Genomic DNA, 17359 nt, shown 5'->3' on the forward strand with positions numbered 1-17359 from the left:
GCCTTTTTTATGCCTGCTGCTGGCGATGCCAGCGCACATGCACTTGATCTTCGGTCAACAGACGGGGCAGCAGGAAGGTGGCGAAGATCACCTCAAACTCATCCTGATGATCCAGCAAACCGACCCACACTTCGACCCAGCGCTCCATATCAACCGGCTCACCCAGCTCGGTCGACCAGTCGGCATTGGGCAGGGTCGCCTCCACGGCGCCACGCTGCTCAAACTCCAGGGTGATGTCGACAATTTGTTCGGGGGCCAGCATATCGGCGGCCTGCTCAAGAAACTGATCATAGGCCCATTCGACCAGCTGATCCGGGGTACGCTGTTCCATGAAATCACTCCAGATACATCGAGGTTCGCTACTGTAACAATTATTGGCTGTGGCGGCCAGACCAGTACGCCGGGCGTGGCTGGCCTGTCCAAGTTGCCGTTGGGGGAGTATGGTTAAGGCGCGGATCATCTGGCAGGGAGTGAGGGGATGAAGCAGCGGGGACGGCGGCAACAGATCAAGCGACGGCGCGAGGCCTGGTGGTGGCACTATCTGCCGCTTCACCGCGAGACGGTGGGCGGTCATCTGGGCCCACCGGAGAAACCCGATCAGCCCTGAGGATCAGTCGGCCTGATGCACCCGATTGAGGGTGATCTGACCCAGTTGTCCCATCTGGCGGCGGATCCAGACCGAGCGCTTCTGCACATAGGGTGAAGGGGGCTTGACCCGATAGCGCCACGGATTGGGCAGGGCTGCAGCCAGCAGGGATGACTCGTAGCGGGTCAAGCGGCTGGCCGGTTTGCCAAAGTAGGTACGGGCCGCGGCTTCGGCGCCATAGATGCCGGGGCCGAACTCCACGATATTGAGATAGACCTCGAGAATGCGGGCCTTGTCCCAACCCAGCTCCATCAGCAGGGTAAACCAGGCCTCCAGCCCCTTGCGAAGGAAGCTGCGATCACTCCACATAAAGAGGTTCTTGGCGGTCTGCTGGCTGAGGGTGCTGGCACCGCGCACCCGTTCGCTGTGCTGGTTGTGCTTGAGTGCCGCGTTGATGGCATCCATGTCAAAGCCGTTGTGATCGGCAAAGCGCTGATCCTCGGCGGCGATCACCGCCAGTTGCAGCTCTTTGGAGATGGACTCCAGATCCACCCACTCATGGCGCACCTGGGTGATTTTGGCGGGCGGAAATAGAGCCCGCTCGATACGCCAGCTCCACATCGGCGGATCAATAAAACGCAGCAAGGCGACCGAGCCGACCGAGCAGAGCAGCCCGGCCAGCGCGATCTTGCCTGCCCACCTCAACACCCGGCGCCCAAACGATGCAGATGCGCGCACGGGGGCCACGGCGTCAGGGTCAGACTCCCACTGATAGTGGCTGGGATCATCGGGATCCGGAATTATTGGGGCAGCCATTCGATGTGGCAGAACTTCTCGTCAACACGGCGGGAGAGCAGCATGCGGGCAAACAGGTGCTCATACTCTTGTTCTTCGTTGCCAAGGCCGACCCAGATCTCGGCATAGTCGGTGTCGCTCACCGCAAAACCCACGTCCGCTTCCCAGTCATCGGCCGGATCGGTTTCGGCCAGCAGGCCGCGATCGTTGAACTCCTGATTGAAGCGGGCGATCTCCTGCTCCGGCAGGTTGTCAGAGGCCAGCTCCATAAAGAGTTCGAGGGCGGTATCGAGCAGTTCCTCGACGCTGTGCATTTCGTCATTCATAGACATAAGCGGTCTGTTCCAGAAAAGAGAAAAAGGTGCCATCGCAGATCACAGCCTGCGGGGCGGCGCTATTCTAGCGGTCGGCAGACCCCTTGGCGAGATGAGGCGAGCCGCTGTGACCTGTTTTTGTGCCAATAAAAAACCGGATCCAGTGACAGGATCCGGTCTTCATTGGGGGAAGGGGTCACGCATAGGGCGTCAGCTCATCCCTTCTTGTCATCGGCGAAGGTGATGTTGAGCTCCAGTACCGACAGCTCATCACTCTTCTGATCCAGTTGGACGGTTATCTTCTCCGGATCAATGTTGACGTATTTGCGGATCACATCGAGGATATCCTGCTTGAGCTGGGGCAGGTAATCCGGCCCCCCTCTGGATGAACGCTCGTGAGCAACAATGATCTGCAACCGCTCTTTGGCCAGTTGTGCGGTGTTCTGTTTCTTGTTGGAACGAAAATAATCCAATAATGACATGTTTAACTCCCGAACAGTCGGCTAAAGAAGCCCTTCTTCTCTTCTTCCAGAAAACGAAATTCCTTGGCATCGCCCAGCAGGCGGGACACCGCATCTTCGTAGGCCTGACCGGCATCGGACTCCTTGTCCAGAATAACCGGTTCACCGGAGTTGGAGGCGCGCAGCACCGCCTGGGACTCCGGGATCACCCCGAGCAACGGGATGGCCAGGATCTCCTGCACATCCTGCACGCTCAGCATGTCGCCGCGGTTGACGCGGGTCGGGCAGTAGCGCGTCAGCAGCAGGTGCTCTTTGATGGGGTCTTCGCCACGTTCGGCGCGACGGGACTTGGAGGCCAGGATACCAAGGATGCGGTCGGAGTCACGCACGGAAGAGACTTCCGGGTTGGTGGTGACGATCGCTTCGTCGGCAAAATAGAGCGCCATCAGCGCGCCCGCCTCGATCCCCGCCGGGGAGTCGCAGACGATGTAATCGAACTTCATCTCCGCCAGCTGATCCAGGATCTTCTCGACCCCCTCACGGGTGAGGGCATCTTTGTCCCGGGTCTGGGAGGCGGGCAGGATAAACAGATTTTCCGAGCGTTTGTCTTTGATCAGCGCCTGATTGAGGTTTGCTTCCCCGTTGATGACGTTGACGAAGTCATACACCACGCGCCGCTCGCAGCCCATGATGAGATCCAGGTTTCTCAGACCGATGTCAAAGTCAATGACCACTGTCTTGTGACCACGCTGGGCTAAGCCGGTGCTCAGGGCCGCACTGGTTGTGGTCTTGCCAACGCCACCTTTACCCGATGTAACGACTATGATTCGCGCCATTCTCGCTTCCTTGTAACTCTATTTGATACGGTCTATTCGGAGTTGTTCATTGTCCAGCCGGACGTGTACCGGTTGCTGGATCAGGCCTGCCTGCAATGCATCGCTCAGCTGGAATGTGCCCGCGATGGAGAGCAGCTCGGCCTGTAATTGCTGGCAATAGATCCGGGCCTGGGTGTTTCCCCGGGCACCGGCAATGGCTCTGCCACGCAGGGTGCCATAAATATGAATGCTGTCGTCGGCGAGCACTTCGGCTCCCGGACTGACGGACCCCAGCACCACCAGCGAGGTGCCGGCGGCGTAAATCTGCTGGCCGGAACGAACCGGTCCCACATGTACCTTGCTCGGGATCAAGGGGGCGGGTTCGGGCTCGGGAACCACCTCAGGGGCGGCTGGCGCGGGGGCAGGCTCGGGTTCCGGTTCGCTCTTGCGACTCTTGCCCGAGGCCATCACGGCCAGTCCCACCGCCTTGGCGGCCGTCTTCATCTCTTCACTGCGCGCCCCCGTGATGCCGACCAGCACAAATTCTTCGGACTCCACCAGCTCCTTGAGCTGTTCGAAATCGGGAATATGTTCCAGTCGGGAAACATTGATCACCAGCGGTGCGCAATTAAAAAAGTAGGGTGCCTGGGCCACTTTTTCGGCCAACAACTGACGTATCCGCTCAGGCTCGCCATCGCTGATATGCAACACAGAAATAGTGAAGGTGGTCCCTTTCAATTCGTTATCGCGCTCAACCATGAATCTTCCCCGAGGCAGAGATGCTAATCCGTTATTGTTATTCAATTCCTGATGTTATAGTTTGCCCCCATCAGAGGCAATAAACTCGTCGGATTATATCAATTTCCATGTTGTGTGCAGTCTATAAAAGTCGCAAAAAAGCCGAGACCTACCTTTTTGTTGAAAAAAGAGAGGATTTCTCCCGCGTTCCCGAGCCACTGCTGAGCGCATTCGGGCGTCCCGAGCTGGTGCTGATGACCAAGCTGGATCCGGCCAAGCCCTTGGGGCTGGCTGATGTCGGCAAGGTGATGGCCGCGCTGACCAACCAGGGGTTCTACCTGCAGGTGCCACCGCCCCCTGAGAATTTGCTGGAACAGCACAAGGCCAGCCTGAAAAAACCATCCTGAATATCCAGCCCCGTGGTGCGTTCTGCCCAGCGGGGCTAATTCTTTGTGACTCTGCATGACGCATTCCGGCCCCGGTGAGGTGGCCTGCGATAATCCCGTGACAGGATCTGGCCAAATTAAACCCTCCCTTTGGTGATATTCACTTTTCGCTGTTTAAATAGAAAGTCAATCTGCTCCCAACACCATATCCTCAACCTTTGCTGGCGCTCACAAAAATAGCGAGTGGCGCGTACTCATATCCGCCATTTCAACGGCTATTGGCCCATTCATCGATTATTTTCAGCCTCTTCCTTGGGCGCTTTTTTGGCCTCCACTGCTTGATGCGTTTTACATCAAATAGGGCGTAAAGAGGGCGGTGATAACGGTGCTAAAACCAGTTTGCGCGATGCGCTGTGGCCAAAATGATGAGCTAACCCCCTGTTTGTGTACTTGATTGTTTGCCCTGATCACGAAAGTGCCACATAGGAGGCAATCAATGTGGCGGCGTGATAATCCGCAGGGTGAGCGGTAACCGCGTCTTGCCAAACAAGGGTATGACCAAAGGGGGATATTGAGATGAGGGACCATCTCGATATCGATTAGGTGTGAAAGCGTGGCTGGGGCAAGATAGCAGGTAAAGGTTTCATATCGGGGCGTAATGTCCCTCTCAATGCATTGAGAAGAGTTAATCAAGGTATGTCATCAGAGAGGTATGCAGACAAGGCAATCCGCATTGCGGTGGCATAGCAGGGGTATATCAGCGACGCCCTACAGTGAAATGGTCGGTATGCCGGTATAAGTGCCCGGCATCCCATTCGGGCAATAAAAAAGGCGGGATATCCCGCCTTTGTTCAGATGAGGGTCGCAACCCCTATTTATTCGCAAGCAACCTGCATCACCTTGATGGCCAGACCACCACGGGAGGTTTCACGGTACTTGGAGTCCATGTCCTTGCCGGTGATGTACATGGTCTCGATCACCTTGTCCAAAGAGACGCGCGGCTTGGAGGTACGACGCAGGGCCATACGGGAGGCGTTGACTGCCTTCATGGCTGCTATGGCGTTACGCTCGATGCAAGGCACCTGTACCTGACCGGCAACCGGATCACAGGTCAGACCCAGGTTGTGTTCCATGCCGATCTCGGCAGCTTCGCAGACGTGCTCCGGGCTACCGCCCATCAGCTCGGTCAGACCGGCAGCGGCCATGGAGCATGAGACACCCACTTCACCCTGACAGCCCACTTCGGCGCCGGAGATGGAGGCGTTCATCTTGTAGAGGATGCCGACGGCACCGGCAGCCAGATAGAAGCGGGTGTATTCGTCGCGGCCAACCGGCTGGATGAACTTGTCGTAGTAGGCCAGTACGGCCGGGATGATACCGGCAGCGCCGTTGGTCGGGGCGGTGACCACGCGGCCACCGGCAGCGTTCTCTTCACTGACTGCCAGAGCGAACATGTTGACCCAGTCAACGATGTTCATCGGATCGCTCGAGAGGTTCTCGTTGGTGTTGAGCTGACGGTAGAGCGGCGCGGCACGACGGGGTACGCGCAGCGGGCCGGAGAGAACGCCTTCGGTACGGCAACCGCGCTCGATACCTTCGCGCATGGTGTTCCAGATCTTGCCGAACTTCTTGTAGATCTCTTCCGGAGTGTTGAAGCACTTCTCGTTTTCCATCATCAGAGCAGAGATGGAGAGACCGGTCTGGCTGCAATGGGCAACCAGCTCGGCGGCGCTCTTGAACGGATAGCGTACGGACATGTCGCCGCTGTCAGCCTTGCCGAAGTTCTCTTCGTCAACGATGAAACCGCCACCGATGGAGTAGTAGGTCTTGCTGTAAACCACTTCATCTTCGATCAGGGCAGTCAGCTTCATGCCGTTTTCGTGCAGTGGCAGGGCTTCGTCGTGGAATACCATGGCGTCGCGCGGGAAGCTGACAGTGTGGCAGTGCAGGCCGATCGGCAGGCGCTCGGTCTGCTCAACACGGGAGATAAACTCGGGGATGGCATCGATATCGACATTTTCCGGCAGGTTGCCAGCCAGGCCCATGATGATGGCAGTGTCGGTATGGTGGCCTTTGCCGGTCCAGGAGAGGGAGCCGTAAACGTCGACATTGATCCGGGTTACATCGCGGATCTTGCCGCCCGCGCGCAGCTCGTCAACAAACTGTTTGGCCGCTTTCATCGGGCCAACAGTGTGGGAAGAAGAGGGGCCTACACCGATTTTGAAGATATCAAAAACGCTGATCATGTCACTATTACCTCAGGGTAGAAGGGGGCGGCATGCCCACTCACAGAAATTTGGGAGATCCATGGAACGCGCTTGTCAGCGCAGGTCACAGAACCAGATAACCGTAGTGTAACGGCTCCAGACCTAAAAAAAGTTGAAATAGATCTATTTTTGTTGAATCTGAGGCGCGAGTATAAAATTTATTTTTGTGCTTATCCATTTTGTTAAGCGTTTGCCCATAAAAATACCCGGCGATGCCGGGCATTTCGGAACCAAATGGAGTCATTTGCCGTTTTTTAACATTCGGTAATGTTAACGGCGAGGCCGCCACGGGCCGTCTCCTTGTATTTGGTCTTCATGTCGTTGCCGGTCTCCCACATGGTCTTGATCACCTTGTCGAGCGACACCTTGTGCTCGCCGGTGCCGCGCAGGGCGAGGCGGGCGGCATTGATCGCCTTGACCGCCCCCATGGCGTTGCGCTCGATGCAGGGTACCTGCACCAGTCCGCCTATAGGATCGCAGGTGAGGCCGAGATTGTGCTCCATGCCTATTTCGGCGGCGTTCTCCACCATGGCCGGGCTGCCACCCAGCAGTTCGGTCAGTGCGCCAGCCGCCATGGAACAGGCGACTCCCACTTCTCCCTGACAACCCACTTCGGCGCCGGAGAGGGAGGCGTTCTTCTTATATAAGATGCCGATGGCAGCCGCGGTGAGGAAGTAGCGGATCAGCGTCTCGTCATCCACCTTGTGGACGAAGCGATCGTAGTAGTGCAGCACGGCGGGAATGATGCCCGCGGCGCCATTGGTGGGGGCGGTCACCACCCGACCACCGGCGGCGTTCTCCTCGTTGACGGCCAGCGCAAACAAGTCGACCCACTCCATCACCATCAGCGGATCCTTGTTGAAGTTGGTCTCGCAGCTTAGCTGGCGGAACAGCCCCGGGGCGCGGCGCCGAACCTTGAGGCCGCCCGGCAGCACCCCTTCGCTCTTGCAGCCTCGCTCGACGCAGCCCTGCATCGCCTGCCAGATCTTGCGCAGCCCCGCTTTTATCTGCTCATCGCTACGAAATACCCGCTCATTGGCGAGGATAAGCCCCGAGATGGAGAGGCCGCTCTCCTGACAGTGGGCCAGTAGCTGGGCGCCGCTGTCGAACGGGTAGGGGACTGGATGTTCGGCATCGGACTTGGCGGCCTCTTCTTTGGCGGTGGCAAAGTGGCTCTCTTCAATGATGAAGCCGCCCCCGATGGAGTAGTAGGTCTGGCTGAAGCGCAGGTTTTCCTCTTTATCAAAGGCGCGCAGAGTCATGCCATTGGTGTGGGCCGGCAGGGTTTTTCGGCGGTTGAAGATGATGGCACCGGTGCGGGGAAAATGGCTTGGTTGTTCGCCTGCCAGCTGCAGGTTCTGTTCCTTTTCCACTCGAGCCAGAATGGCGGGAATCGCATCGATATCGACCGATTCCGGTTCAAAGCCCGATAACCCCAGAATGATTGCCTTGCCGGTACCGTGCCCTTTGCCGGTCTGGCCCAGCGAGCCGTAACACTCCACTTCGACCCGCGTGACCTGTGGCAGATGGCCTTGCAGCTTGAGCTGCTGGACGAAAGCATAGGATGCACGCATGGGGCCGACAGTATGGGAAGAGGAGGGGCCAATTCCGATGGAAAACAGGTCAAACACGCTGATCATGACATCAATCCGGTGATGGTTTATGTCTGTTTATTCTAGGATTTTTGACGTGGATGGAAAGCGGGGATGTGCGGTGCTGTGACATGGACACAGATAATGGGTCTGGGGAAACCAAGAAGATTGAAGGGGCTGCTCCCCTTCAACCGGCCTGATCAGTCGATAAATTCGCACAGATAAGCTGTGGGGGTTTTCACTTCCAGTTTGAAGGAGGAGTGACCGGCCACCAGGAAGGATTCACCCTGGCTGTAGGTGTGCCACTCATCTTCATCAGCCAGCTGGATGGTGAGGGCGCCCTTGATCACTGTCATCCGTTCTGGGGCGGCGGTGTTGAACAGGTAGTCACCGGCGTTCATCACCCCGACGGTTGATTTCTCGCCTTTTTGTTCGAAACCGATGGATTTTACATTTCCGTCGAAATACTCGTTAACTTTCAGCATCTTTACATCCCTGTGTGTACGTTTGTGCAGCCAAACTAGCACAATCTTTTGCCAGTTGTCATGGGGGATGAGGGAAAAATCGCCGAGACCGCTTTGAATCTTCACTTTTTCGCAAACTTATTAATAGCCAAGGTTAATGATTTGCTGATTTAAAACAGCAATTAAATGTGAGATAACACGCGCAAACAGGGGAATGGGCAGCCGCTCATTCCCCTGTTTGGTTAATTGCACTGGGAAAAGTGTGAATTTTGCTACATAAAGGAACATATTGTGTTAACTAAAGGACTCATTAAAAACATCGGCTTCCAGGTTGTGGTCGCCATGGTACTGGGCGCAGTGGTCGGCGCGTTCATGGGTGAACAAGCCACCGTGTTTGCACCGCTCGGTACCCTGTTTATCCAGCTGATCAAGATGCTGGTGATCCCGCTGGTGGCGGTTGCCATCCTCTCCGGCGCCGCCAATCTGGGCGCCAGCCCGGCTGCGGGCAAGATCGGTGCGGCTACGCTGGCCTTCTTCCTCGTGACCTCAGCGTTGGCCGTGTTGCTGGCGCTGGTGATGGGGCAGATCTTCAAACCGGGTGTCGGGGTCGATTTCGCTTCCGTTGCCTCCATGTTTGGCGGTGACTACGCCGATAAAGGGGCGCTGCCGGATGCAGTCGCCACCTTGCTTGGCATGATCCCCACCAACGTCTTCAACTCCCTCAACGAAGCGAACATCCTGCAGATCCTGGTGTTCTGCATGTTCCTCGGCATTGCGCTGGCCAAACAACCACGCGAGCGGGCCAAGCCACTGGTCGATGGGCTCAATACTCTGGTGGATGCCTTTGTCTGGATGATCAACAAGGTGATGATCATCGCACCGCTCGGGGTGTTCGGTCTGATGGCGGAAGCCATCGGTACCTATGGCTTCGACGTGCTGACCCTTGTACTCAAGCTGTTCGTGGTTTATGTGGCAGCCATCCTTATCTTCGGCTTCGTGGTCTATCCGCTGCTGGTGATGATGTTCTCCAACACGCCGGTGATGAAGTACCTCTCTGCCATGAAGAAGCCGCAGATCGTGGCCTTCTCCACCGCCTCTTCCATGGCGACCCTGCCGGTCAATATGGAGACCTGCGAGCATGATCTGAAAGTGACCAACGCGACCGCTTCCTTTGTGTTGCCGCTGGGTGCCACCATCAACATGAGTGGCAACGCCATCTATTACGGTCTGGTCGCCATCTTCTTCGCGCAGGTTTACAACATCGATCTGAGCGTCGGTGCTTGGGCGGCCATCATTGTGACCTCCACTCTGGGGGCGATCGGCCAGGCCGGTGTGCCGGGCCCAAGCTTCCTGGTGGTTGCCGTGCTGCTGGCGGCCGGGATCCCCATTGAAGGGTTGCCGCTGCTGTTCGCGCTGGATCGTCTGTTCGACATGATCCGCACCTCCCTCAATATCACCGGCGATGCGGCCTGTGCTGTCATTGTTGACCGCTTCAGCCCGGAATATGACCCAGAGCGCTGGAACAAGGCATAACTGCTTTGAGCTGGACTGAGATATAACAGCCTTAAGCTGACACTGGGTAACGCGAGCCCCTGCCATGATGGCGGGGGCTTTTTTATATCTGCCGGACAAGTATCAGAGCAAAGGTGTGCACAAGAGATTGCTGACGGATTTAGCTGTGTTGAATGGAGAGCATGGGAGGGAAAACATCAGTTGTGGGCATGGGCCGTATGGCGTCAACCGGCCTGTTGTAGATGCCGGGGTAGGGGATTGTCAAATGGCGGGTAACAAAAAGGGGAGCCTTGCTCCCCTCGGATATGATCTGCTGCTGGTTCTACTCCATCAGGCCATATGGTTAAACCATCCTAGTTACACCCTTGTGGCGAAAGAAACAGCGTCAACGTGATGAAATCATATCTATGTTGACCATCTCGGCATTGTCACTGAAAAGCGCCAGTTGATGGCGATTAAACAGACATGGCAAAGAGAGTCGGTCCGGATTGATGCCTCTCTATCCGGCTCAGAACTGTGACAGTGAGGGCAGAGAGACAGCAACCAGGGTGAAAAACACCGTGAAAACGGCAGTAACGACAAACTCTTTCATTTTTCTCTCCCTAAGTTGTTGGTTGATGCAGTCAAGATACCATAACAAGGGGGTAAAACAAGGTGTAAGTTGATAAAATAACTGCTTTATGTTCGTGGTTGGTTGAGATGGCTATTTTTGTCATATTGAGCTGATTTTATCACCTGCCATGGCAGGTCAGGCATTCAAGATTCTGTTTTTATGATTATTTCATTTAAATTCAATTGGTTGTTGAGCTACTGGTTGGTTTTGTGATGGGTTTTGTATGGAGCTCAAATGGCTTTTTATAAGTTTTCACCCTTGTAATAGTGTCATTGAAGCCATAAAAAGTGTTCAAGACCATAGTTTGACGATTCCTGACGTAGATAGCCCATCCAAAAGAAGTCTATGGAGAGAGTCTGGTTGCCAACCCTTGTCGCACCATCACTTTATCAGTCCAGAGTCTCCGCATTTTTACAGCAAAACACTGGGGGCATAGGGAGGAGAGCCGTGCATCGGGGGGATATAGAGTGGCAGCTGGCTGTTTTATCACCGCCAATTTCCCCGTCGGCCTCGGAGTCGACATGGCCGCAGCAAGAGTGAGGTGCGCAATAGGCCAGAGGCGTATTCTCTGGCTGGGCTGGGCTGGGCTGGGCTGGGCGCGAGTAGCGATTTGCGTGGGCGATGCATCTGCGTGAGTCATGTGAGTGCAATACGAGAACTGCGCCGGAGCATGGTTGGGGAAGAGATCTGAATCCCTTCTGCAAGATTGAGATATAAAAAGCGGCGTATGACGAGGAGGCTGAACAAGCTCGCTTCAGGGTCGACAGAGCGCAGGTCAACGCAATCCGGTTCGCAGTGATAAAAGATCCACGACAATACCGGAACGGTATCTTTGGCTGATATCGGTTGGTGCGAGGAGGTGGACGTTAACGATCCGACAGACGGAGCAAGGGTTGGGAATCAGGCAACCCGTATGGTGAGGGGCAAACAGCGTGCCGATGCACCATTTGCTTGAGATATAAAAAAACCCTCCGATGGAGGGTTTTTGTCATCAACAGCCGGTTAAAAGCCGCGAGGCTTAGAACAGGGTGGTGGAGAGGTTGTACAGCTCCTGATCGAACGGACGCTTCATGTTCTCGATGCAGTCGATGATGTCGTGGTGGACCAGCTCGTTGCGCTGGATACCGACGCAGCGACCACCGTGACCAGCCAGCAGCTGCTCAACGGCGTAAGCACCCATACGGCTGGACATGATGCGGTCACGGGCAGTCGGGGCACCGCCACGCTGGATGTGGCCCAGGATGGTGGCGCGGGTTTCACGACCGGTCAGGGCTTCGATGTCTTTAGCCAGTGCGTTCACGTCGGTAACGTGCTCGCAGATGGTGATGATGGCGTGCTTCTTGCCCTTGGCTTCGCCTTCCTTGATCTGCTTGAGCAGCTTCTCTTTGTCGAAGGCTACTTCCGGCACGATCACATACTCGGCACCACCGGCAACGGCGGCAGACATGGCCAGATCGCCACAGTGGCGACCCATGATCTCGACCACGGAGATACGGTGATGGGAGCTGCAGGTGTCGCGCAGACGGTCGATGGCGTCAACCACCACGTTCAGAGCGGTATCAAAACCGATGGTGAAGTCGGTACCGGCGATATCGTTGTCGATGGTGCCCGGCAGGCCGATGCAGGGGAAACCCTCTTCGGTCAGCTTCTTGGCACCCATGTAGGAGCCGTCACCACCGATGACGACCAGCGCATCGATACCGTGCTTTTTCAGGTTTTCGATCGCTTCGGCGCGCACTGCGGGGTCTTTGAAGGCAGGGAAACGGGCGGAGCCGAGGAAAGTACCACCACGGTTCACCACGTCGGAGACGCTGTGACGCTCCAGCTTGACGATACGATCCTGGTGCAGACCGAGGTAGCCATCATAAATACCGTAAACTTCCAGGCCATGATGCAAACCGGCGCGAACCACGGCGCGAATGGCTGCGTTCATACCCGGTGCGTCGCCACCACTGGTCAAAACACCAATACGTTTGATTTGTTTGGTCATGAGTGCCTCTGGATCTGAGTTGTCAAATACGAATGTTTAAATAGACAAGCCACTTTTACTATATCGGCTTTCATATGGGATGCGGGGGCCACCATAGGAAAAGCGATACAAGAGAGGGGACGAGCCCCTCTCTTTGCCGTAATCAGCGATTACTTGGCAGCGCCAGCGATGATCTGGGAGAAGTCGTCCACTTTCAGGGACGCACCACCGACCAGGCCACCGTCGATGTCCGGCTGACCGAACAGGTCGGCTGCAGTGGCGCCAGTAACGGAACCGCCGTACAGGATCTGTACTTTGGCAGCAACGGCGGCATCAAAACCGGCCAGGTACTGACGGATGTGAGCGTGAACGGACTGAGCGATTTCCGGAGTGGCAGTCTTGCCGGTACCGATGGCCCATACCGGCTCGTAAGCGATAACGGCGTTGTTGAAGGAGGCGATACCGCAACGGTCGATAACGGCTTTCAGCTGGGTCTCAACCACGTTCTTGGTCACGCCGGCTTCGAACTGCTCCAGAGTTTCACCGATGCACAGAACCGGGATCAGGCCGCCTTTCTGGATGGCTTCGTACTTGGCTGCAACCACGTCGTCGGTCTCTGCGTGCAGGGTACGACGCTCGCTGTGGCCGACCAGAGAGTAGGTGCAACCAAAGGCTTTCAGCATGGAGGGGGCGTTTTCGCCGGTGAAGGCACCAGACTCGTGAACGTCAGCGTTCTGGGCACCGTAGGCAATCTTGCTGCCAGCGGTCAGTTGCTCAACCAGACCCAAAAAGATAACCGGCGGGCAGACGGCGACTTGCACAGAAGGATGAGCGGCAGCAGCCGGGGTCAGTCCTTTGATCAGAGCTTCTACAGAAGCTTTGGTGCCGTTCAGTTTCCAGTTACCCATTACCAGGTGCTGTCTCATCTTGTATATCTCCTAGGCATTTGATTGCGCGACATTATATGAATTGAACCGAGCCCAAGATAGCTGACCCGGCGGCAAATGACGTAATTTTTTTTCGCTTTCCTGATCCAAATCAGGAATGAAACGCTTGATCGCTCATTCGTTAACCTGCCCCCGCAAGCGAGCCCACCATACCCCAATCCATTCGTGGATGGCAGCTTCGGAATACATCAGATAACGCCCTTTGGGTAAATAACTGTAGAGGGGCTGGGGTACCTGGCTCTGCTTGGCGGTGTAATCGGTGGGGGCCGGCACGGCATTGAGTCCCTGGCCCTGATAGAGGGCCATGGCACGTGGCAAATGAGTGGCCGAACTGACCAGCGCCACCTCTTTTCCTTTCAGATGGCGGCTGATACTGACCGCTTCATCATGAGTGTCTTTGTTGTTTTCAAACAACGTCATTCGCGCGCGGGGAATGCCGAGGCTCTCGGCCATCCGGGCATTGACCTCGGCATTGGAGAGGGTATCCCCCGATACATAGCCGGAGAAAACCAGCTCGGCGTCGGGATAGGCCTGGGCGAGGCGAACCCCTTCGAGAGTGCGGGCCAGGGCGATATTGTTTTGCCAGGAGCGCTCGGGCACCGCCGGGTCGCTGACATGGCCATTGCCGAGCACCACGATCGCCTCGACGTTGGGATGCTGGCTCACCTCGAACGGCGGGAAGGTCTGCTCCAGCCCGCGGGCCAGTTCGTAGCTCACCGGCCGCATTCCCAGCAGGGCGACCAGAAGCAGCGAGAGAGTCGCCAGCAGCTTGCCGGTTTTCTGAAAACGGGTGAACCAGAGCAGCAGCAGGGCGACCAGCAGCAGGGAGAGGGAGAAGGGGAGCGGCATTAACAGTTGACCAAGCCACTTTTTGAGCACAAACACGGCAGACACTTCCTTGAGTTTTCAGCAAATTCGGGATGTGACAGAATACCTCTCTTTTTTGGGATGGCCACAACCCTGTGGCGCTAATGTTGAGTTTCTCCTTGAAGCACGATCAGAGTTTTGACGGGCGCGCCGACAAGTTCGCACGCAACATTTACGACTCCACCAAGGGGCGCATCCGCACCACCATTGTCTGGAGCGACATCGAAGCCTGCCTGGCCCGCCTTGGCAACCGACCGCTGCGCATCCTCGATGCGGGGGGCGGTTTTGGCTATTTCGCCCAGAAGCTGGCGGCCATGGGTCATCAGGTGGAGCTGTGCGATCTGTCAGCAGAAATGCTGGAGCTGGCCCGCAGCCAGATCGCCGAGAAGGGGCTGGAAGACAAAATTCGTCTCATCCATTGCCCCATTCAGGATCTGAAGCAACACGTAACCGGGACCTTTGATCTGGTGCTCTGCCATGCGGTGCTGGAGTGGCTCGCCGAGCCGCGCCAGACCTTGCTGGGTCTGTTCCCTTTCGTCAATGCCGGGGGCATACTGTCGCTGCTTTTTTACAACCGTCATGGTTTGCTGTTCCAGAGCCTGGTGGTGGGCAATTTTGACTATGTGCGCCTTGGTCTTCGCAAGAAGCGTCAGACTGCGCTTACGCCCACCAATCCCCAGCTGCCGGAGCAGGTCTATGACTGGATTGGTCGCGGGGGGCTGCGCATCATCGGCAAGACCGGGGTGCGGGTGATCCACGACTATATGCGTCACAAGCAGGATCAGGTGGAGAAGTTCGACGATTTGCTGGCCATGGAGCAGCAATATTGCCGTCAGGAGCCTTTTGTCTCCCTCGGTCGCTATATCCATGTGATGGCCCAGAAGCCGGCCAGCTGATTGCTCGCGGTTCACGTCGATGTGAACCATGTTTCGATGCTACCGGATGTAGCCGCGCGCACGATTTTGCGCCCAATACAACAACGAGATGACAACATCATGATGAGTACATCCCGTACCCTGCCAGAGCGTTCTTTGCCGGAGCTAGTAGGGTGGATCAGGCAGGAGGGGTTGGCGTTGAGCCTGCCGACCGACCGGCTGGCCTTTCTGATTGCAATCAAGACCCTGTCCGAAGATGAGTCGGACCTGTCGGAAGCAGCGCTGCACGATGCCTTTGGCTATGTCAGCAGCGCTTTCGGCCAGATGGACGAGACCCTCACCGGTCGCGCCAACAACGCCATCAACGATCTTATTCGCCAGCAGCTGCTGTCGCGTTTCAACACCGACATGGTGGCGGGGGAGAGCCTCTACCGCCTGTCTCGCCTTGGCGTGAGCATCGTCGACTTCTTTATGGATCAGCGTCAGGTTGATTCCATCAAGCTCTCCATTCTGCTCGAGCACCTGGCTTCCGAGCTCGACACCGCCCGCAAGGCGGCGCTTGAGACCAACACCCGCGAGCAGTGGGATGCCGAGGTGCTGCCGCGCCTCACCTTCTCGTTGGAAGAGACCCTTGGACGTATCGATCTCACCCAGCGCGCCATGGATGAGCAGCAGAATCAGGTCAAGAGCGAAATCGCGGCCCTGCTGACCCAGAACTGGGTCGATGCCATTCACAGCTGCGAAAAGCTGCTGCACGAGACCGGCCAGACCCTGCGCGAGCTGCAAGATACTTTGGATGCTGCTGGCCACCGCCTGCAGGCGGGGCTGCTCAATATTCAGGAAGCGGCGCAGGGGCGCGACGATCTGTTCCACGTCGAGGAGCTGACTCACGCCTTGCAAGGGCGCCTTGACGTCATCACCAGCTGGGGTCAGCAGTGCATCGAGCTCTGGTCCCGCTACGACAGGCACGTCCACAAATTTATCCGCAACGCCATCGACATGGACAAGAACCGCGCCTTCAGCCAGCGGCTGCGCGAGTCCATCCGCAATTTCGAGCAGCACAACTGGCAGCTGCGGGTGGCCGAAGAGCCCCGTCTGCTGGAGCTGCGCGATGAAACCATCGCCATCCACGACGAGGAGGTGACCGGTGAGGTGCCCCTCGAGATGGAGTACGTCGAGATGGTGGACATCAACCAGGAGCTGGCCGAGCGCATCGAGCGTTATCTGGCCCGCTACCCCGAGCAGGGCCAGCAGCTGGATCTGGCCGATGTGCTGCGCGAATACCTGCTGGACTACCCGGCTCATGCCCACTTCGATGTGGCGCGTCTTCTGATCGACCAGGCCGTGCGCCTGGGCCATGCCAGCGGCGAGCGCGAACTGCATCGCCAACCCGCATGGAAACCCATTAACCAAGCTGGATCCAAGGTTCAGGCCTATGTCATTGATCAATTCTGAGTTTCCCTTGCCGCTGCGCCTTGCAGAGGCGATTGCCAACCCCTTGTTTCCGCGCATCGACACCGCCTTGCGCTCCGGCCGTCACATCAGTGCCGACGAGTTCGAGCAGCATTCGGCGCTGGTCGAATATCACAGCGAGCTGGAGATCTTCTACGGCCGCTATCAGGTGGAGCTGATCAAGGCGCCGGAAGGCTTCTTCTACCTGCGCCCGCGCCCGAGCTCCGACATCGGTACTACTGTGCTCTCCGAGCTCGATATGCTGGTGGGCAAGGTGCTCTGCTACCTCTACCTGAGCCCTGATCGTCTCGCCTCGGAAGGGGTGTTCGCCATGGCCGAGCTGCAAGAAGAGGTGCTGAGCCTCGCCGACGAGAAGCAGCTGCTGCGGATGGTCAACAGCCGCTCCGGCGGTACCGATCTCGACAAGAAGAAGCTGCTCGAAAAGATCCGCACCTCCATGCGCCGTCTGCGCCGCCTTGGCATGATCACCGCCCTTGGCAACGGAGATAAATTCCGGGTCAACGAATCGGTGTTCCGTTTCGCCGCGGATGTGCGCTCCGATGAAGATCCGCGCGCCGTCCAGCTGCGGATGATCCAGGAGGGTGAAGCCATCTTCCACGACGACGAAATGCCGAGCAGCGACTCGCTCTTTGATGACATCGAGGCGGATCTCGATGAAGAACAACTGGATCTGGAGGTATAACCG

Annotated in this window: 18 protein-coding genes; 6 read left to right on the forward strand and 12 right to left on the reverse strand. The window is 57.0% G+C overall.

All coding sequences use genetic code 11. The features are described from left to right. Positions 1-7: 7 nt before the first annotated feature. On the reverse strand, positions 8-331 hold the full coding sequence (locus tag ACTG2J_RS10100) for an HI1450 family dsDNA-mimic protein (RefSeq protein ID WP_005336851.1): 324 nt from the start codon (positions 329-331) through the stop codon (positions 8-10). Positions 332-478: 147 nt separating this feature from the next. On the opposite strand from ACTG2J_RS10100, the gene ACTG2J_RS10105 reads away from it, so the two are divergent. Beyond that, entirely contained in the window at positions 479-607 is a 129-nt protein-coding gene (locus ACTG2J_RS10105) for a hypothetical protein (RefSeq protein WP_439997449.1), read from the forward strand. Between the two features lie 3 nt (positions 608-610). Here ACTG2J_RS10105 and mtgA read toward each other — a convergent pair whose 3' ends face one another. The 5 genes from mtgA to minC all read right to left on the reverse strand — a co-directional run bounded on the left by mtgA (position 611) and on the right by minC (position 3730). Next, positions 611-1402: a monofunctional biosynthetic peptidoglycan transglycosylase gene (gene mtgA, locus ACTG2J_RS10110; protein WP_439997450.1), complete on the reverse strand. Its 792-nt coding sequence runs from the start codon at positions 1400-1402 to the stop codon at positions 611-613. Beyond that, positions 1387-1713 (reverse strand): HI1450 family dsDNA-mimic protein, encoded by a 327-nt coding sequence (locus tag ACTG2J_RS10115; RefSeq protein WP_005352317.1) that lies wholly within the window; start codon positions 1711-1713, stop codon positions 1387-1389. The genes mtgA and ACTG2J_RS10115 overlap by 16 nt, the downstream gene beginning before the upstream one ends. A 197-nt stretch (positions 1714-1910) precedes the next feature. Next, positions 1911-2177, reverse strand: a complete 267-nt coding sequence (gene minE / locus ACTG2J_RS10120; RefSeq protein WP_005336848.1) for a cell division topological specificity factor MinE — start codon at positions 2175-2177, stop codon at positions 1911-1913. 2 nt (positions 2178-2179) lie between these two features. Beyond that, positions 2180-2992, reverse strand: coding sequence for a septum site-determining protein MinD (gene minD, locus ACTG2J_RS10125; protein WP_005336847.1), 813 nt, complete (start codon positions 2990-2992; stop codon positions 2180-2182). An 18-nt stretch (positions 2993-3010) separates the two neighbouring features. Next, positions 3011-3730: a septum site-determining protein MinC gene (minC, locus tag ACTG2J_RS10130; RefSeq protein WP_439988687.1), complete on the reverse strand. Its 720-nt coding sequence runs from the start codon at positions 3728-3730 to the stop codon at positions 3011-3013. A gap of 107 nt (positions 3731-3837) precedes the next feature. Between minC and ACTG2J_RS10135 the strand changes: the two genes are divergently transcribed. Further along, positions 3838-4116, forward strand: coding sequence for a YcgL domain-containing protein (locus tag ACTG2J_RS10135; RefSeq protein ID WP_005360946.1), 279 nt, complete (start codon positions 3838-3840; stop codon positions 4114-4116). A gap of 854 nt (positions 4117-4970) precedes the next feature. On the opposite strand, the gene ACTG2J_RS10140 is transcribed toward ACTG2J_RS10135, so the two are convergent. The 3 genes from ACTG2J_RS10140 to ACTG2J_RS10150 form a co-directional block, all read right to left on the reverse strand. Next, positions 4971-6341, reverse strand: a complete 1371-nt coding sequence (locus ACTG2J_RS10140; protein ID WP_005336844.1) for an L-serine ammonia-lyase — start codon at positions 6339-6341, stop codon at positions 4971-4973. A gap of 275 nt (positions 6342-6616) precedes the next feature. Beyond that, a complete protein-coding gene (locus ACTG2J_RS10145) occupies positions 6617-8002 on the reverse strand; it encodes an L-serine ammonia-lyase (RefSeq protein WP_113740008.1) in 1386 nt (461 codons plus the stop codon). A gap of 152 nt (positions 8003-8154) precedes the next feature. After that, entirely contained in the window at positions 8155-8439 is a 285-nt protein-coding gene (locus tag ACTG2J_RS10150) for a pyrimidine/purine nucleoside phosphorylase (RefSeq protein WP_043820279.1), read from the reverse strand. A 270-nt stretch (positions 8440-8709) separates the two neighbouring features. Here ACTG2J_RS10150 and ACTG2J_RS10155 point away from each other — a divergent pair, with 270 nt between their 5' ends. Beyond that, entirely contained in the window at positions 8710-9951 is a 1242-nt protein-coding gene (locus ACTG2J_RS10155; RefSeq protein ID WP_005360943.1) for a dicarboxylate/amino acid:cation symporter, read from the forward strand. Between the two features lie 1610 nt (positions 9952-11561). Here the strand turns inward: ACTG2J_RS10155 and pfkA are convergent. The 3 genes from pfkA to elyC form a co-directional block, all read right to left on the reverse strand. Continuing rightward, complete coding sequence (pfkA, locus tag ACTG2J_RS10160) at positions 11562-12533, reverse strand: 6-phosphofructokinase (protein ID WP_005336840.1); 972 nt, start codon at positions 12531-12533, stop codon at positions 11562-11564. 149 nt (positions 12534-12682) lie between these two features. Further along, positions 12683-13438, reverse strand: coding sequence for a triose-phosphate isomerase (tpiA, locus tag ACTG2J_RS10165; protein WP_047440675.1), 756 nt, complete (start codon positions 13436-13438; stop codon positions 12683-12685). A 135-nt stretch (positions 13439-13573) separates the two neighbouring features. Beyond that, a complete protein-coding gene (gene elyC, locus ACTG2J_RS10170; protein ID WP_162628424.1) occupies positions 13574-14344 on the reverse strand; it encodes an envelope biogenesis factor ElyC in 771 nt (256 codons plus the stop codon). Between the two features lie 101 nt (positions 14345-14445). On the opposite strand from elyC, the gene cmoM reads away from it, so the two are divergent. The 3 genes from cmoM (at position 14446) to mukE (ending at position 17356) form a co-directional block, all read left to right on the forward strand. After that, positions 14446-15222 (forward strand): tRNA uridine 5-oxyacetic acid(34) methyltransferase CmoM, encoded by a 777-nt coding sequence (gene cmoM, locus ACTG2J_RS10175; protein WP_033113262.1) that lies wholly within the window; start codon positions 14446-14448, stop codon positions 15220-15222. Between the two features lie 99 nt (positions 15223-15321). Beyond that, on the forward strand, positions 15322-16656 hold the full coding sequence (gene mukF, locus ACTG2J_RS10180; protein ID WP_113740011.1) for a chromosome partition protein MukF: 1335 nt from the start codon (positions 15322-15324) through the stop codon (positions 16654-16656). Continuing rightward, entirely contained in the window at positions 16637-17356 is a 720-nt protein-coding gene (gene mukE, locus ACTG2J_RS10185) for a chromosome partition protein MukE (RefSeq protein WP_005336835.1), read from the forward strand. The genes mukF and mukE overlap by 20 nt, the downstream gene beginning before the upstream one ends. The last annotated feature ends 3 nt before the right edge of the window (positions 17357-17359 follow it).

The sequence above is a fragment of the Aeromonas sp. 6P genome (assembly GCF_051919525.1).
Classification (GTDB): domain Bacteria; phylum Pseudomonadota; class Gammaproteobacteria; order Enterobacterales; family Aeromonadaceae; genus Aeromonas; species Aeromonas veronii.

Excerpts from the sequence above, each read along its gene's own strand:
- minD (WP_005336847.1), bottom strand. The coding sequence starts at position 2,992 with ATGGCGCGAATCATAGTCGTTACATCGGGTAAAGGTGGCGTTGGCAAG.
- minE (WP_005336848.1), bottom strand. The coding sequence starts at position 2,177 with ATGTCATTATTGGATTATTTTCGTTCCAACAAGAAACAGAACACCGCA.
- tpiA (WP_047440675.1), bottom strand. The coding sequence starts at position 13,438 with ATGAGACAGCACCTGGTAATGGGTAACTGGAAACTGAACGGCACCAAA.
- ACTG2J_RS10105 (WP_439997449.1), top strand. The coding sequence starts at position 479 with ATGAAGCAGCGGGGACGGCGGCAACAGATCAAGCGACGGCGCGAGGCC.
- mukF (WP_113740011.1), top strand. The coding sequence starts at position 15,322 with ATGATGAGTACATCCCGTACCCTGCCAGAGCGTTCTTTGCCGGAGCTA.
- ACTG2J_RS10150 (WP_043820279.1), bottom strand. The coding sequence starts at position 8,439 with ATGCTGAAAGTTAACGAGTATTTCGACGGAAATGTAAAATCCATCGGT.
- mukE (WP_005336835.1), top strand. The coding sequence starts at position 16,637 with ATGTCATTGATCAATTCTGAGTTTCCCTTGCCGCTGCGCCTTGCAGAG.
- ACTG2J_RS10115 (WP_005352317.1), bottom strand. The coding sequence starts at position 1,713 with ATGTCTATGAATGACGAAATGCACAGCGTCGAGGAACTGCTCGATACC.
- minC (WP_439988687.1), bottom strand. The coding sequence starts at position 3,730 with ATGGTTGAGCGCGATAACGAATTGAAAGGGACCACCTTCACTATTTCT.
- mtgA (WP_439997450.1), bottom strand. The coding sequence starts at position 1,402 with ATGGCTGCCCCAATAATTCCGGATCCCGATGATCCCAGCCACTATCAG.
- ACTG2J_RS10140 (WP_005336844.1), bottom strand. The coding sequence starts at position 6,341 with ATGATCAGCGTTTTTGATATCTTCAAAATCGGTGTAGGCCCCTCTTCT.
- ACTG2J_RS10135 (WP_005360946.1), top strand. The coding sequence starts at position 3,838 with ATGTTGTGTGCAGTCTATAAAAGTCGCAAAAAAGCCGAGACCTACCTT.
- ACTG2J_RS10145 (WP_113740008.1), bottom strand. The coding sequence starts at position 8,002 with ATGATCAGCGTGTTTGACCTGTTTTCCATCGGAATTGGCCCCTCCTCT.
- ACTG2J_RS10100 (WP_005336851.1), bottom strand. The coding sequence starts at position 331 with ATGGAACAGCGTACCCCGGATCAGCTGGTCGAATGGGCCTATGATCAG.
- pfkA (WP_005336840.1), bottom strand. The coding sequence starts at position 12,533 with ATGACCAAACAAATCAAACGTATTGGTGTTTTGACCAGTGGTGGCGAC.